The 13381-nt window shown below is 57.4% G+C and carries 13 protein-coding genes, 1 tRNA gene and 1 pseudogene; 7 read left to right on the forward strand and 8 right to left on the reverse strand.

The features are described from left to right. Positions 1-7: 7 nt before the first annotated feature. Positions 8-778, reverse strand: a complete 771-nt coding sequence (locus tag GS611_RS06835) for an alpha/beta hydrolase (RefSeq protein WP_171633581.1) — start codon at positions 776-778, stop codon at positions 8-10. A 103-nt stretch (positions 779-881) separates the two neighbouring features. Here GS611_RS06835 and GS611_RS06840 point away from each other — a divergent pair. Beyond that, a pseudogene (locus GS611_RS06840) lies at positions 882-1637 on the forward strand (hypothetical protein); the annotation flags it as partial. A gap of 7 nt (positions 1638-1644) precedes the next feature. Here the strand turns inward: GS611_RS06840 and GS611_RS06845 are convergent. Beyond that, positions 1645-2319, reverse strand: coding sequence for a TIGR04283 family arsenosugar biosynthesis glycosyltransferase (locus GS611_RS06845; RefSeq protein ID WP_171633584.1), 675 nt, complete (start codon positions 2317-2319; stop codon positions 1645-1647). A 73-nt stretch (positions 2320-2392) separates the two neighbouring features. Between GS611_RS06845 and GS611_RS06850 the strand changes: the two genes are divergently transcribed. Both GS611_RS06850 and GS611_RS06855 read left to right on the forward strand, forming a co-directional pair. Further along, entirely contained in the window at positions 2393-3130 is a 738-nt protein-coding gene (locus GS611_RS06850; RefSeq protein WP_171633587.1) for a folate-binding protein YgfZ, read from the forward strand. 113 nt (positions 3131-3243) lie between these two features. After that, entirely contained in the window at positions 3244-4185 is a 942-nt protein-coding gene (locus GS611_RS06855; protein WP_171633590.1) for an ABC transporter transmembrane domain-containing protein, read from the forward strand. Positions 4186-4238: 53 nt separating this feature from the next. Here the strand turns inward: GS611_RS06855 and efp are convergent, their stop codons facing one another. Beyond that, positions 4239-4802 carry an elongation factor P gene (efp, locus tag GS611_RS06860; protein ID WP_170346480.1) on the reverse strand — a complete coding sequence of 188 codons (564 nt, stop codon included), beginning with the start codon at positions 4800-4802 and terminating at the stop codon, positions 4239-4241. Positions 4803-5020: 218 nt separating this feature from the next. Here efp and GS611_RS06865 point away from each other — a divergent pair, with 218 nt between their 5' ends. Continuing rightward, a complete protein-coding gene (locus GS611_RS06865; RefSeq protein ID WP_037310273.1) occupies positions 5021-5341 on the forward strand; it encodes a DUF6280 family protein in 321 nt (106 codons plus the stop codon). 87 nt (positions 5342-5428) lie between these two features. Here the strand turns inward: GS611_RS06865 and GS611_RS06870 are convergent, their stop codons facing one another. Continuing rightward, the gene (locus GS611_RS06870) at positions 5429-5998 is read right to left on the reverse strand and encodes a cobalamin biosynthesis protein CobQ (protein ID WP_171633593.1); all 570 of its coding nucleotides are present in this window, start codon (positions 5996-5998) and stop codon (positions 5429-5431) included. 62 nt (positions 5999-6060) lie between these two features. Here GS611_RS06870 and GS611_RS06875 point away from each other — a divergent pair, with 62 nt between their 5' ends. Continuing rightward, the gene (locus GS611_RS06875; protein WP_171633595.1) at positions 6061-7518 is read left to right on the forward strand and encodes a cobyric acid synthase; all 1458 of its coding nucleotides are present in this window, start codon (positions 6061-6063) and stop codon (positions 7516-7518) included. A 3-nt stretch (positions 7519-7521) separates the two neighbouring features. On the opposite strand, the gene GS611_RS06880 is transcribed toward GS611_RS06875, so the two are convergent. From GS611_RS06880 to GS611_RS06890, 3 genes are all read right to left on the reverse strand, one after another. After that, on the reverse strand, positions 7522-8295 hold the full coding sequence (locus GS611_RS06880) for a hypothetical protein (RefSeq protein ID WP_171633597.1): 774 nt from the start codon (positions 8293-8295) through the stop codon (positions 7522-7524). A 73-nt stretch (positions 8296-8368) separates the two neighbouring features. Beyond that, positions 8369-9787, reverse strand: a complete 1419-nt coding sequence (locus GS611_RS06885; protein ID WP_171633600.1) for a TolC family outer membrane protein — start codon at positions 9785-9787, stop codon at positions 8369-8371. A gap of 94 nt (positions 9788-9881) precedes the next feature. After that, positions 9882-10535, reverse strand: a complete 654-nt coding sequence (locus tag GS611_RS06890; RefSeq protein ID WP_171633602.1) for a protein-L-isoaspartate O-methyltransferase — start codon at positions 10533-10535, stop codon at positions 9882-9884. A 225-nt stretch (positions 10536-10760) separates the two neighbouring features. On the opposite strand from GS611_RS06890, the gene GS611_RS06895 reads away from it, so the two are divergent. Continuing rightward, positions 10761-10834 (forward strand) — tRNA-Cys (locus GS611_RS06895). Between the two features lie 56 nt (positions 10835-10890). Here GS611_RS06895 and GS611_RS06900 read toward each other — a convergent pair. After that, the gene (locus GS611_RS06900; RefSeq protein WP_171633606.1) at positions 10891-11274 is read right to left on the reverse strand and encodes a hypothetical protein; all 384 of its coding nucleotides are present in this window, start codon (positions 11272-11274) and stop codon (positions 10891-10893) included. A gap of 189 nt (positions 11275-11463) precedes the next feature. Here GS611_RS06900 and GS611_RS06905 point away from each other — a divergent pair, with 189 nt between their 5' ends. Continuing rightward, positions 11464-13320 carry an SLC13 family permease gene (locus tag GS611_RS06905; RefSeq protein WP_171633868.1) on the forward strand — a complete coding sequence of 619 codons (1857 nt, stop codon included), beginning with the start codon at positions 11464-11466 and terminating at the stop codon, positions 13318-13320. The last annotated feature ends 61 nt before the right edge of the window (positions 13321-13381 follow it).

Consider the following 13381-nt stretch of genomic DNA (forward strand, 5'->3'; position numbering starts at 1 on the left):
GCCCGTTTCAGGTCACCTGGGTTGTCATCCAAGTCTCGATCATCGAGGCCGGCCCTTCCCAACCCGGCTCCATGAACAGGAAATGCGCATGGTCTTCGACCAGCAAAAAGGTTCCGCGATCCCCATAGCGCGCTGCCAGTGCGCGGCAGGTATCGGGGTTAACAGCCCTGTCTTCGGCACCCGAGACCACCAGAACCGGGCAGTCAACCTTGTCGAAATCAACCTTGATTGCGTGATGGTCATCAAACATCCAAAAGAACATTTCAAACATCACGCGCCCGCTTTCTGCGCCCAATCGGTCGAATACAGCGTGTTGTTGCGCCTCATCCATCTTGTTCAGAGCAAACGGGGCCATCAAATCGAACCCGACCCGCATCGGCTGCTTCCAGAATGGGCCGCCTTCCATCAAGGTGCGCGGTACAGCGCGTTCATCATCGGTTTCGGGCAAGGTGCCCCAAGGCGCATTGGGATTGATCAAAACGATGGCACTGGCCAAACCACAAGACGCCACTTGCTGTGCCACCACCCCAGCAATGGCATGCCCCAAAATGACAGGTTTGCGATCCAGTCCTTTTACAAAATCGGCGATGTCGTTGGTGTAGTCCATGACACTAGTATCGGTCAGACCCGGGTCGGGGTCCGCTTTCGGATCACCGTCATGGTACCGCAAGGCAGGAACGTGAACCGTCCAACCTCGGTCCCGAAAGAAGTCCGCGAAATCCTGCATACACCAAGGTCCGGCAAATGCTCCGTGGATAAGAACGATTTCTTTGGTCATCGAAGTCCCCCCTGCGCTGTTTCCAGTATGGGGATATGGTAAGACGTTACAACTGCCCGTGATCCCTGTTGCAGGTCGAAGCACAGGTCCTAAGATTGGACCCATGAGTTTTGTGACCGACAATCAATTGCCCCTGCTGATCCTGTTCTTTATCATCGGCTCTATCGGCACTGCCTTTCTGTTTCGCAAACCGGCCGGGCACCGGGCGTGGAAACTGGCTGATCTGGTATGGGTTGTGCTGGGTGGCATCGGGGCATTGGTGGCTGTTTTGGCCGGGCTTTACACCTCGGACAGCTCGCGACTGGACCGACAGATCGACGTAGCCTATGCCGCGACGCTGGCATTTGACAGGGACGCGGCCCGGTTCCGCCTGCGGTTCTGTGATCCGGCCTATGATCCGGATACCGCCGTTTTATGCGAAAAGGTTGAATTCCTTTCTGCTTCGACCGCCAGCAACTCGGAACTACCCCTGTTCATCGCGGTCACGAACGAAGTGGCCCCCCTACAGGGGCTTCACTTCCTGGTTGGGGGTCAGTCCAGGGACGAAATGGACGAAATACGTGACATGGCCGCCAAGGCCGATGCCTTTGACATCGACCAGTTCCTTGTCTTCACTTCACTGGACGAAAGCACACAGACCGCCATTGACAATATACGTCGCAAGGTTCCCGCGATTGCGGGCGACTATCTGATACTTGCGCAGAGCTACGATGACCTGATCGCGCAGGTCGGGAAGCTGAAAGAAGAATGGGAATACCTACAGGACAATGCTCATATTCTTGTCCTGCAAATCGTGGCACTATGCCTTGTCAGTTTTGCGGCACCGTTTCGGCTGGGGAAATCCGTCGTCGAGCTGCGCACCACGCTCAGCGACGATACGTCTGCGCCAAAACTTGCGGGTCAGCCCCAAGAAAGTAACGCAGAAGAGTCCACAGGTTCCGAGCTCCGCGCCGAATCCACCCCGCCCGCTCATACCGCTCCGCACTCGTAAAGGCGCGTGTGTTCAGAACAGTTACCTTTGGCAACGCGCGCACCAAAGCCACATCTTCCATCAACGGCTGGTCGGGAAACCCGCCTGCCGCTTGATAGGTGTGACGCGGAACCAGCAACCCCTGATCTCCGTAGGGCAATCCCAGCATCCTGCTGCGCAGATTGGCCCAGCCAGCCACCCAGGCCGGCGCGATCCCGCGCGCGCGGAACGCCAGCTGAAACGCGGCAGGTTTGGCTGACGGCAGGTGGGCGCTGACGGTCTCGCTCCACCCCTTTTGCAGCACTGTATCGGCATGAAGAATCAGCAGCCAATCCCCTTTGGCCTGCGCGCACCCTCGGCGCAACTGGCCGCCTCGGGATGGCGGGCCGGTCACGACCATCGCACCGGCCTCTTCCGCAATATCCGGCGTGTGATCGGTTGAGCAGGCATCGCTGATGATCAATTCCCGGATCAACCCGGCATGCACCCCTTCCATCAAAGCCCCAAGACATTCGGGCAAAGCGTCGGCAGCGTTGAGGGTCGGGATCACGACGGTAATAGGCGCGGGCACGTCTGATAACCTCTGGTCTTGGCATCGGAACTTCCTATATCACGAGGCCTGAGGAAATGACGAGGACCAAGCCATGCCCACCCGCCGCATTCTGCGCCTGTCCGGCTCGGATACCGAAAGCTTTTTGCAGGATCTGATTACCAACGACATTAAGGGGTTGGACAACGGGCTGGTCTATGCCGCTCTGCTTACTCCGCAGGGAAAGTACCTGGCGGATTTCTTCCTGAAACGAGATGACGACGGAGTTCTTCTGGATGTGGCCGAACACCTTGCGGATGATCTGGTCAAACGTCTGACGATGTACAAGCTGCGTGCGGATGTGACGATCGAGGGAACCGATCTGAACCTGCAACGCGGCACCAAGGCTGCGCCGGAAACCGCCCTGCCCGATCCCCGCCACCCGGAGATGGGCTGGCGCAACTACTCCCCCGAACCCGAGGGCGATGACGGAACCGACTGGGATGCACTGCGCGTCCGGCACTGCATTCCCGAGTCAGGCATTGAACTGACCCCGGACAGTTACATCCTGGAATCCGGGTTCGAAGCGCTGAATGGCGTGGATTTCAAAAAAGGATGTTATGTCGGGCAGGAAGTGACCGCGCGCATGAAGCACAAAACCGAATTGCGCAAAGGTCTGCGACGCGTCGTTGTCCAGGGCTCGGCCCCGGTGAGGACCGAGATCAGTGCAAATGGCAAACCTGTCGGAACATTGTACACACAGGCCGGCGGAAACGGGATCGCGTATCTGCGATTTGATCGCGCAGGCCCTGAGATGCAGGCCGCAGACGCCACGGTGCGGCTGGAGGACTGAGCCCACCTTGTTGCGAAATCGGCACGACCCGCGCATCAGCTTGTATCGAAAAGTTTGAACCCGTTGTCCTGCACTGCCAAAGTGCAGGCAAACAGGACGAACCGGATTCCCGCATGTTTCGACTTTATTCCGCGATCTGGCGCGCCAGTGCGGGGCGGCAGATCATCCTCATCATGCTGTCCGTCGCAATTGCGGGCCTTGCCGCCGTGCCGCTTGAGTTTCAGCGCGACATCGTCAACCACCTGACATCCGACGATGTCGGGACTGAAAAACTGATCCAGCTGGGCATCGGCATGATGGCCGTCATCCTGCTGAGCCTCGCCCTGAAATGGGTACTAAGCTATCGCGCCGGAACCTTGGGCGAAGACATGATCCGGCTGATCCGCCAACGCCTGCTTTGGCGTTCGACCGACCTGAAGGATTCAGACGAAGGCCTACGCAAAGGCACCATGACCACCGCCATTTCGGCCGAAGCCGAAGAGTTGGGCAAGTTTGCCGGTGGAGCCTTTTCGGATCCGGTCGTTCAGATTGGAACGCTGATCAGTGTGATCGGCTATATCTCGTCGACGCAACCAGGTCTGGGGTTGATTGCGTTGTCAATGATCGTGCCGCAAATCATCATCGTTCTGGTCTCGCAGCGCAAAGTGAACACTTTCGTGGCGGAACGGGTTCGCATTCTGCGCGGTGCCACCGACCGGCTGACAACCGAGGATATCGAAGCCGTCGAGCGGGATATCAACACCATGTTCGATGACATTTACGACACGCGGCGGCGGATGTTTCTATGGAAACTGTCGGCAAAGTTCCTGCTGAGCGTGATCAACGGGGCCGGCACCGTCGGTATCCTGATGCTGGGGGGATATCTGGTCTTGCAGGGCAAAACGGATGTGGGCACCGTGGTGGCCGCCACCAGTGGGCTCAGCCGCATTCAAGGACCCACTGCCTTTTTGATCGCATTCTATCGTCAGGTCAGTGCCAATCGCATCAAGTATGAACTGATGCTGGAATTGTTTGGCCCCGACCCAACACGGTATCGTTATCGCCCTAACGCATAAAAAAGACCGCGCGGCGAATGCCTGCCCGGTCTCTTATAAAAAGTGACGAAACGTCACGCGCGTTCGGAATATTCCATCGTTTCCGTGTTCACGACGATCATTTCGTCCTGGCCGATGAAGGGGGGAACCATGACTTTCACGCCATTGTCCAGCAGCGCGGGCTTGAACGAGTTTGCCGCCGTCTGGCCCTTTACGACCGGTTCGGTCTCGACGATCTTGCAGGTCACTTTCTGCGGCAGCGTCGCGTTCAGCGCCTCGCTTTCGTAGAATTCGACAACAATGGTCATGCCATCTTGCAGAAACGGACGACGGTCACCCAGCAATTCTGCTGGTAATTCAATCTGTTCGTAGGTTTCTGAATCCATGAACACCAGCATCCCGTCGGATTCGTACAGGAATTGCTGATCCTTCTGCTCCAGACGCACGCGTTCGACCTTGTCCGCCGAGCGGAAGCGTTCGTTCAATTTCGAGCCATTGCGCAGGTTGCGCAGTTCCACCTGTGCAAAAGCCCCACCTTTGCCCGGCTTTACATGGTCAACTTTGACCGCTGCCCACAGGCCACCGTTATGCTCAAGCACATTGCCGGGGCGAATTTCGTTCCCATTTATCTTGGGCATTACATAAATCCTTCACAAACGGTTGATGCATCAGTTGCGGTCCCTATATCTGGCGGGAACACACCTGACAAGACAACGACACCTAGTGCTGCAGGTGCAGCAAGCCATGCAAGTGACGCAACGCAACTATGCATTTTAGCTGTATCCGAATCGCACCTAATCGGTCATAAGGACCCTCACGCCGAAAATGCAAGAGCAAGAACAACAAGGAAGACGAGATGAGAGATTTCGTTGACGGCACTGCCTTTAACAATGAGCAAGGCAATCGTGCGCGCAAACTTTTCGCGGCCGTTGTCCTGGCTGCGCTTGATGATGCTATCGCCGATGACAAGAAATACGGCAATGGCCCCGAACAAATCGCCCGCTGGGCGCGTTCGCGCGATGGGCGCGAAGTTCTGTCCTGCGCAGGCATTGACCCGAACGAACGGGTTGTCAGCGGGCTGATGGAGTTCGTTGGCCGTGGCGTGCGCACCTCAGTCGCATTGTCACGCGAGGAAAGCGAGCGTCGCAACGCCGCACAGCAGGCTGAAGCTGCCTGAACCAAAGTAGATTTGGATTGAACAAACGCGCTCTGCCTATCAGAGCGCGTTTTTCTATGCCTGATCGTCAGGTAAGAAGCCAATGGCTCAAAAGAACAACAGCCATTGCCGCACCACCCAGAATTCAGCTGCCAGCATGGTCGCGAACAGGGCTTTGCCCCAGACCGGCAATCCACGCTGCCAAAGCAGAACATATGCGGCCAGACAGACAAAGGCTGACACAGGAGCCACCCACAAAGCATGATAGTCGCTGTCCCAATAGCTGACAGGGCTGCTGAACACCCAGTCGCTGATGGGCCAGAACTGTGGCCGTCCGTCGCCCGCATGAAGCAGGAAATCTGTCGCTAGATGCAACAGACCCGCCGCTGCACCGACAGCCAGAACGTGCCAACCTCTCCAGACTGCCAGCAGGAATGCCAGCCCCCAGAGGATAAAGGAATTGTCTATGGCGAATACGGTCTGCCACGCCGGGGAAAAGTAAAGCTGCCCGAAGACCACCTGCTCAGGGATGCTCAGAACAAACAGGGACACGCCCGCCATGACATACAGGGACAGATCCGGCAACAACGCTCCCAGCAGCGCAGCCCAGAGGATACGTCCTTGCGGCGGCCGGGCAAACACGGCAGCCCCGATCAAAAGATGCGCAGGCGTATTCATCCGGGGCTTTCCCTTTCGGCTCAAATCAGATCATCTGCGCCCAGACTTATAGGAGACAAGGCATGGTTCGCGCCATCATGATTCAAGGGACCGGCAGCAATGTCGGAAAATCGGTTCTGGTGGCGGGGCTGGCGCGCGCCTACACGCGCCGGGGCCTTCGGGTCGCGCCGTTCAAACCACAAAACATGTCGAACAATGCAGCCGTCACCGAAAATGGTGGCGAAATTGGCCGCGCACAAGCCCTTCAGGCCCGTGCGGCAAAGCGGGCAACACACACGGACATGAACCCTATTCTGCTCAAACCCGAGACGGATACCGGCGCGCAGATTATCGTTCAGGGGCAGCGTGCTGGCACGATGAAGGCCGGTGACTATCGCAAGGACAAATCCAAGCTACTGGGCGCAGCGCTGGAAAGCTTTGACAGGCTTTGCGCCGACGCTGATCTGGTTCTGATCGAGGGCGCTGGCAGCCCGGCTGAGACCAACCTGCGCAAAGGTGACATCGCCAATATGGGATTTGCCCGTGCAGCGGACATCCCTGTTGTACTGGTCGGGGACATTCATCGTGGCGGAGTGATTGCGCAGATCGTCGGTACTCAGGCCGTTCTGGACGAAGGCGACGTGGCGAAGATCAGGGGTTTTGCCATCAACCGCTTCAAGGGCGACGTGTCCCTGTTTGACGAAGGCCGTGATGACATCTCGGCCCGAACAGGCTGGCCCTGCCTTGGGGTTGTGCCCTGGTTTCACGACGCCTGGAAACTGCCGGCCGAAGACATGATGGACATCCGTTCCCATACAGGCGGCGCGTGCAAGGTCGTTGTGCCCCAACTGGAGCGTATGGCCAATTTCGACGATCTCGATCCGTTGTCCGCCGAGCCCGGCGTGAGCGTCGAGGTCATTCCAGGCGGACGTCCCCTGCCCGGCGATGCGGATCTGGTTCTGCTTCCCGGCAGCAAGTCCACGATCGGAGATCTGAGCTATTTTCGTGCACAGGGCTGGGATATCGACCTGTATGCACATGTTCGCCGCGGTGGACATGTCCTTGGGTTGTGCGGCGGCTATCAGATGCTGGGCAAGACCATTTCCGATCCTGATGGCGTGGACGGCCGGCCGGGCAAAGTTGATGGATTGGGGTTGCTGAACGTCGATACCACAATGGGCGGGCAGAAACAGGTCATCCTGCGTTCCGCCCATGCCCTGCCAGACCGAGAACCGGTCAGCGGATACGAAATCCACATGGGCCATACCGACGGCCCGGACCGCGCCCGCGCATGGCTTGAGGTCGAAGGCAGACCAGAAGGCGCCGCCAGCAGCAACGGTCGGGTCAAGGGCAGCTATCTGCATGGAATTTTCTCGTCAGACGCATTTCGTGCCCGTTATTTGTCAACGCTGGGCGTGACGTCGGACATTGCCTACGAAGACGGTGTAGAGCAGGCGCTGGATGATCTGGCCGATCATCTGGAGCGCCACATGAATCTTGACCGGATGCTGAGCCTGGCCCAGCCACCACAGAGCGGTTGAATCTTATCCCAGATCTTTCGCGGCGAGCGCGCGCGCGATTTCCCGCCGCACCATTTTGCGCACGTTTCGCGTGATCCGCTCGCCCATCGCGCCTTGCAACTCCTGGCGGACAACTTCCGCGATCAGCTCACGCAATGTTTCTTCATCCAAATCCGTTGCCGACACGTTTTCAACGACTTCAGTGGCACGATCGGATTCAGCCGGTCGTCCCGCCCGGATGAACTCTGCGTTTTGTACCGAAGCGGACTCGGGCTGCGGATCGTCCGTATCTTCCTGATCAGTCAGAACGACGGTCCTTGCGGCCGCAAACTCCTCTTCGACGTTCCACGGCAGGGAATGCGTCGGTGTGCCGGAATAGGCGTCTGCGCTGTCGCCATCCGGCTCCCATTGATCCTCGGTTTGCGCAATCGCCGCTTCCAGCGCTTCGATCTTGGCACTCAGACTGATCGCGGGATCATCGGTTGAGCCGGTTGCCGCGGAATGTCCCTCGGTCGCGTCATCCGCAGTGTTGGCAGGATCACCTGCCCTGACGATGTCGCAGGCACGCAGCAGCATCGGCTTGGCCGAGTCGGCAACATCAGGAGACGGCTTGGCGGGCATGATCTCGGGCTGAGCGGGTTTGCTGATGCGCAGCGCGTCCGTCAGCACCAAACGCCCCGGCTTTCGCGTAGCACCCTGTTGATCCGAGGAGGATTTACCGCGACTGTCTTCACTGACCAGACGTTTGACCGAAGACAGAACGTCTTCGATCCCTGCTTTCACGACATTATCAGACATTGTTCTCTACCGCTCTATCGTTGGATCGAGTGTAGCCAAACAATCCGAGCCCTACAACAAATAGTATTGCCGGTTAGTCCCGACGCAACGCTTTGAGGACTCGATCCAGATCCTTGCTCTGTTTGCTGACACGCGCGGGGGCTTTCTTGACCAGATTATAGTACAAAGTCGGGTCATAGATCTGAACCGCCAGGCCAAGACGTTCCGCCGTCAAAAGGCCCTGCGCCTGCAACAGCTGATACGCTGCGCGGGATCGTTCCGTTCGCGACGCCACTTCGGCCAGCTGCGCGTCCAGCAAATCCTGCTGAGCATTCAGAACGTCCAAAGTGGTCCGGGCACCCAAGGTCGCTTCTTCCCTGATGCCATCAAATGCAACCTGTGATGCGCGAACCCGTTCCGTCGACGCCCTGAGGCTGGCACTGGCTGCCTGGAACGCTGCATACCGGTCCGTAACGCCCTGTGTGATATTCTTTTGTACGTTCAGAAGATTCGCACGAGACGCATCCCGGTTTGCCATAGCGCGCCGCACGTTCGCGGCCAACCGGCCACCGGCGTAGATCGGCTGTGTAAAGTCCAGCGACACGGTCGCGTCATTCACATAGTCGTTGTTGTCATAGCTTTCACGCACACCCGCATCAGCATTCAAACTGACATTCGGCCCAAGGTTGGCCCGCTGCTGCTGTACAATCAGATCAAAAGCGCGGACCTGATGCTGCGCCGACAGAATCGCCGGGTGGTTGCGTTGCGCGAGGCTGATCGCTTCTGCCTCGCTCCGTGGAAGATTGGGCAGGCTGGGTTGACCGGCCGTCCTCCCTGGCGCCTTGCCGACCGCATTGACATACTCAGCCTGCGCGATGCTCAGTTCACCACGAGCGACAGCCAGATCAGCTTGAGAACTTGCCAACTGCGCTTCGGAAAGCGCCACGTCCGTGCGCGTCACTTCGCCAACCTCGAAGCGATCATTCGATGCGCGAAGCTCTTCCGCCGAAACATCCACGTTGTTCTGGCGAATTGCGACTGTTTCTTCCTGTAGCAGAACGCCCAGGTAAGCATTTGCAGCGCGGATAAGCACCTGTTGCTCAATGTCGATCAGGGTTTGTCTGGTCGACAGAACCGTTTCCTGCGCAGATTGTTTGCCCAGAACCGAGGCGCCACCATCATACAGAAGCTGGGAAAGCCTCAGCCCGGTGAAAAACCGGGACGGCTCGGTCGTTGTGACCACATTGTTGGTCCGAGACCGGGTATAATCTTGGCTGACCTGTACAGTCCAGTTGATGATTGGCCGCAATGCAGAAAGCGCGATTGCCACGTCTTCATCTGCCGCGCGCAGCAGCGCCCGGTTCTGCTCCAGCAAGCCGCTTGTATTATACGCGCCGATGAAGGCGTCTGTTATGTTGTCAGCCCACGCCGGACGCCCTGGCATAACGCTGATGGCAAGTCCTGCGGTCACTGCGAATGCCCTGACCAGCTTGCCTGTCGCTGAACCACGCATACCGAAATCCTCTCAAACGAAATTACACTGCCCTGAAGGCAGTTTGCGGTCTTCTTTTCAACTAATCAAGGCGCCAGCAGAATCTATCGGCGAACTATAGCGAAAATGCACACTCCGCCGAAAAGCTCTCTAGTATCGGTGCACTGGCGTTGAAGGCATCCCTCCAGCTGACCCGGCCTCCGGTCTTTCGACCGATCCGCACAGTTCCAAGATTGCCTTCAACAAACAGGCATGCAATCCGGCCATGTTCCTTGAGCTGATCCAACAGGGCGTCGGGAATCCGTTCAACACCGCCCTGCACCATGATCGCATCGTAAGGGCCGTGCTCAGCCGCACCCTGCTCCAAAGGACCGACGTGGATAATGGCATTGTCCACATCGGCCTCAGCCAATAGGCTTTGCACCTCGGACGCCAGCGAGTCGTCGCTTTCCACACCAACAACCAACTGCGCCATACGCGCGGCAACCGCAGTGGAATACCCCGTCGCCGGACCGATATCGAGAATCATCTCGTCGTTCGAAATGTTGAGCGCATCCAGCATTTTAGCAAGCGTTCTCGGTTCGAGCATACAGCGCCCGTTGCCCAGATCGATCACACTGTCGGCATAGGCGGCCTCACGCTGTGCGTCAGGCACGAAGTTTTCGCGCGGGACGTTCAACATCGCCTCAATGATCGGGAACTTTGTAACATCCGAAGGCCGGATTTGCGTATCAACCATAGTGCGGCGCCGGGCAGCGAAATCTGTCATAGGATCTCTCGAGTCATTCCCAAAGTTACCCGGCTTTTGCCACATCCTGAAACGCCCAGCAACGGCCCTGTTGACGCAACCCCCTTGCACCTGTGCGTTTGCGGTTGCGGGCTTCGGCAAATTTCAATCTGGTCGTCAAAAATGCGCGCAATCCTCTGGACGCCCCTTGGGAAAGCTGCTAAAACCCCACGCACACCACGGCAAGTATTTGATTTTACTTGAAAAGGCGAGTTGGCGGAGTGGTGACGCAGCGGATTGCAAATCCGTGTACACCGGTTCGATTCCGGTACTCGCCTCCAATACCCCCAACGACTTGCGATACTTTTTCCCTCCTCGAGGTTCAATATCCAACCAACTATTGGATTTTTCGTGTTGCGATCTTCTTCTGTTCCATCCGACAGCGAGCATTCTGGGCATATGCCGCCAGCTTGCGTTCAGGCAACACCCCGCCGTACTTCCTTGGCATCTTCACCTCGAAATGATCAGAATTGGTGACCTGAATTATTTGTCCGGCCCGTTTAGGTGTAAACCATTCTTGTGCGCAGTTTGCGATCAGGGACGGCCAAGCCGGCCTTTTGCGCGGTTCAGGCGGCGGCAGAATGGTACTGCAAACAAAGCTGTCGGATTGTCTGTTGTTCGTGGCTAAAATTGACCCGCCATTACCTGTGCTGCTTCGACCTGGTTGGAACGGCATCGCGCCGGTACGAAACGTGCTGGTTTCTTCATGCAATTTGGTCAATCCTTCTTTCTGACGTGTTCGTCAAACGGGGTTCCCGAAAGCATTGCTCCCACAGCAACCATTGAGCAACATTATGTCTCAACATCGCCGAAAAACGAAACTTCATGACAAGTCGGGAGAGATGAACTAGGACTCTAACAAAGAAAAAGTTCTGGACGTATTGTGGAACATATTGCCTTCACCTTCGAGATGGGGGTCGTTTGCACCCTTCTGGCTTTCACCGTTTTTCTGTTCGTTTCCGAGATCATAAGGATCGACCTTTCCGCCATATTGGTTCTGGTTCTCATAGGCTTGCTCAGCTACGCGCCCGGGCTGGAAAATCTGGCGGATGTCACCCTTCTGTTCGACGGCTTCGCATCCAATGCCGTCATCTCGATCATTGCGGTCATGATCGTCGGGGCCGGTCTGGACAAGACGGGGATCATGAACAAGGTGGCTGCCGTCATACTCAAATACGGCGGCAAATCCGAAGGCAGGGTTGTACCAATCATTTCCGGCACCGTTGGCGTCATATCCTCGTTCATGCAGAATGTCGGCGCCGCTGCTCTGTTTCTGCCGGTTGTCAGCCGAATTTCCACACGGTCAGGCATACCGCTGTCGCGCCTGCTCATGCCAATGGGATTCTGCGCCATTTTGGGCGGCACAATGACAATGGTGGGGTCGTCTCCTCTTATCCTGCTGAACGATCTGATCCTGACGGCAAATGACAGTCTGCCGGCCTCTCAAAAAATGGAGCCCTTCGGCCTGTTCTCGGTCACGCCGATCGGTGCGGTTCTGATCCTGACGGGAATTGGTTACTTTCTGCTGTTGGGACGCTGGGTTTTGCCCGAGGCTGAAGGACCTGACAATACGGGTACCGGACAAGGGACACAGGAATACCTGCAAAGGGTCTATGGCCTCAAAGCTGATGTGTTCGAAGTCGTGGTGCCCGAGGACAGCCCCCTGGTCGGCGAGATTCTGGCCGACATCAACCACGAAAACCACCTGTACATCATTTCAACCTTCTATCGCGGCAAAACCTCGATGGTTCAGGTTTTGACAGCGGAAATTGCAGCGCCGTGTCGGCTGGCCATCGTCGGCCGCCGTTGGGAGGTCGAGAAGTTCGCCGAGAAATACGGGCTGACCGTTCTTCCGGACTTGGACATTTTCGTCGAAGAGTTCGCCCCAACCAATGCAGGCGTGGCCGAGGTGGTCATCACGCCTGACAGCAAGCTGATCGGCAAATGCCCCCGCGAGCTTTTGTTTCGCAAGACCTACGGGATGTCGCTGCTGGCCATTCACCGCGGCGAAGAGACGCTGAGCCATGTCGAGACCGAGGATCACGAATCCACTCAGATCGGGCTCGAAAAGTTTCAGGCGGGCGACATGCTTGTGGCCCATACCAGATGGGACAACCTGATGCGGATCAAACGAGATCCGGATTTCGTCGTTGTGACGACAGACTTTCCTCAGGACGAGCTGAGGCCGCAAAAAGTCGGCTGGGCCCTGGCATTCTTCGCCATTTCGCTGTCGTTGATCCTGTTCACGGACGTCCGGCTTTCACTCTGTCTTCTTACCGGCGCGGTGGGCATGATGCTGACCCGTGTGCTCAGCGTGGACGAGGCGTACCGCGCGGTCGGATGGAACACCGTATTCCTGCTCGCCTGCCTCATACCTTTGGGACAAGCCGTGCAGAACACAGGCACGGCCGCGTGGATCGCCCAGCAGATCATGATAATTCTGGACGGCTGGCCGCTCTGGTCGTTGCAAACCGGCATCGCCATTCTGGCGACGGCCTTTTCTTTGGTCATGTCCAACGTGGGGGCCACGGTCCTGCTGGTGCCTCTGGCAGTATCGATTGCGGTGGCGGCGGGTGGAAACCCGGCCGTCTTTGCCCTGACGGTCGCCATATCGACCTCGAACAGCTTCATCATCCCAACCCATCAGGTAAACGCGTTGATCATGGGTCCGGCCGGATACAAGGTGATGGATTTCGTCCGCTCCGGCGGAATAATGACGGCGCTGTTTCTGGTCGTCTCGCTGCTCATGATCAACGTCATCTATTAGCGCAAGAGGATCCGGGGTGTTCGGTGGTCTTTCCCATCATCTTGACACGTTCAGTCAAGGC

The organism is Ruegeria sp. HKCCD6119, from assembly GCF_013110585.1.
GTDB lineage: Bacteria > Pseudomonadota > Alphaproteobacteria > Rhodobacterales > Rhodobacteraceae > Ruegeria.

What these genes read in the sequence shown, in the direction of transcription:
- GS611_RS06835 (WP_171633581.1), bottom strand. Translation starts at nt 778, where the DNA reads ATGACCAAAGAAATCGTTCTTATCCACGGAGCATTTGCCGGACCTTGG.
- GS611_RS06850 (WP_171633587.1), top strand. Translation starts at nt 2,393, where the DNA reads ATGCCCACCCGCCGCATTCTGCGCCTGTCCGGCTCGGATACCGAAAGC.
- GS611_RS06855 (WP_171633590.1), top strand. Translation starts at nt 3,244, where the DNA reads ATGTTTCGACTTTATTCCGCGATCTGGCGCGCCAGTGCGGGGCGGCAG.
- efp (WP_170346480.1), bottom strand. Translation starts at nt 4,802, where the DNA reads ATGCCCAAGATAAATGGGAACGAAATTCGCCCCGGCAATGTGCTTGAG.
- GS611_RS06865 (WP_037310273.1), top strand. Translation starts at nt 5,021, where the DNA reads ATGAGAGATTTCGTTGACGGCACTGCCTTTAACAATGAGCAAGGCAAT.
- GS611_RS06870 (WP_171633593.1), bottom strand. Translation starts at nt 5,998, where the DNA reads ATGAATACGCCTGCGCATCTTTTGATCGGGGCTGCCGTGTTTGCCCGG.
- GS611_RS06875 (WP_171633595.1), top strand. Translation starts at nt 6,061, where the DNA reads ATGGTTCGCGCCATCATGATTCAAGGGACCGGCAGCAATGTCGGAAAA.
- GS611_RS06880 (WP_171633597.1), bottom strand. Translation starts at nt 8,295, where the DNA reads ATGTCTGATAATGTCGTGAAAGCAGGGATCGAAGACGTTCTGTCTTCG.
- GS611_RS06885 (WP_171633600.1), bottom strand. Translation starts at nt 9,787, where the DNA reads ATGCGTGGTTCAGCGACAGGCAAGCTGGTCAGGGCATTCGCAGTGACC.
- GS611_RS06890 (WP_171633602.1), bottom strand. Translation starts at nt 10,535, where the DNA reads ATGACAGATTTCGCTGCCCGGCGCCGCACTATGGTTGATACGCAAATC.
- GS611_RS06905 (WP_171633868.1), top strand. Translation starts at nt 11,464, where the DNA reads ATGGGGGTCGTTTGCACCCTTCTGGCTTTCACCGTTTTTCTGTTCGTT.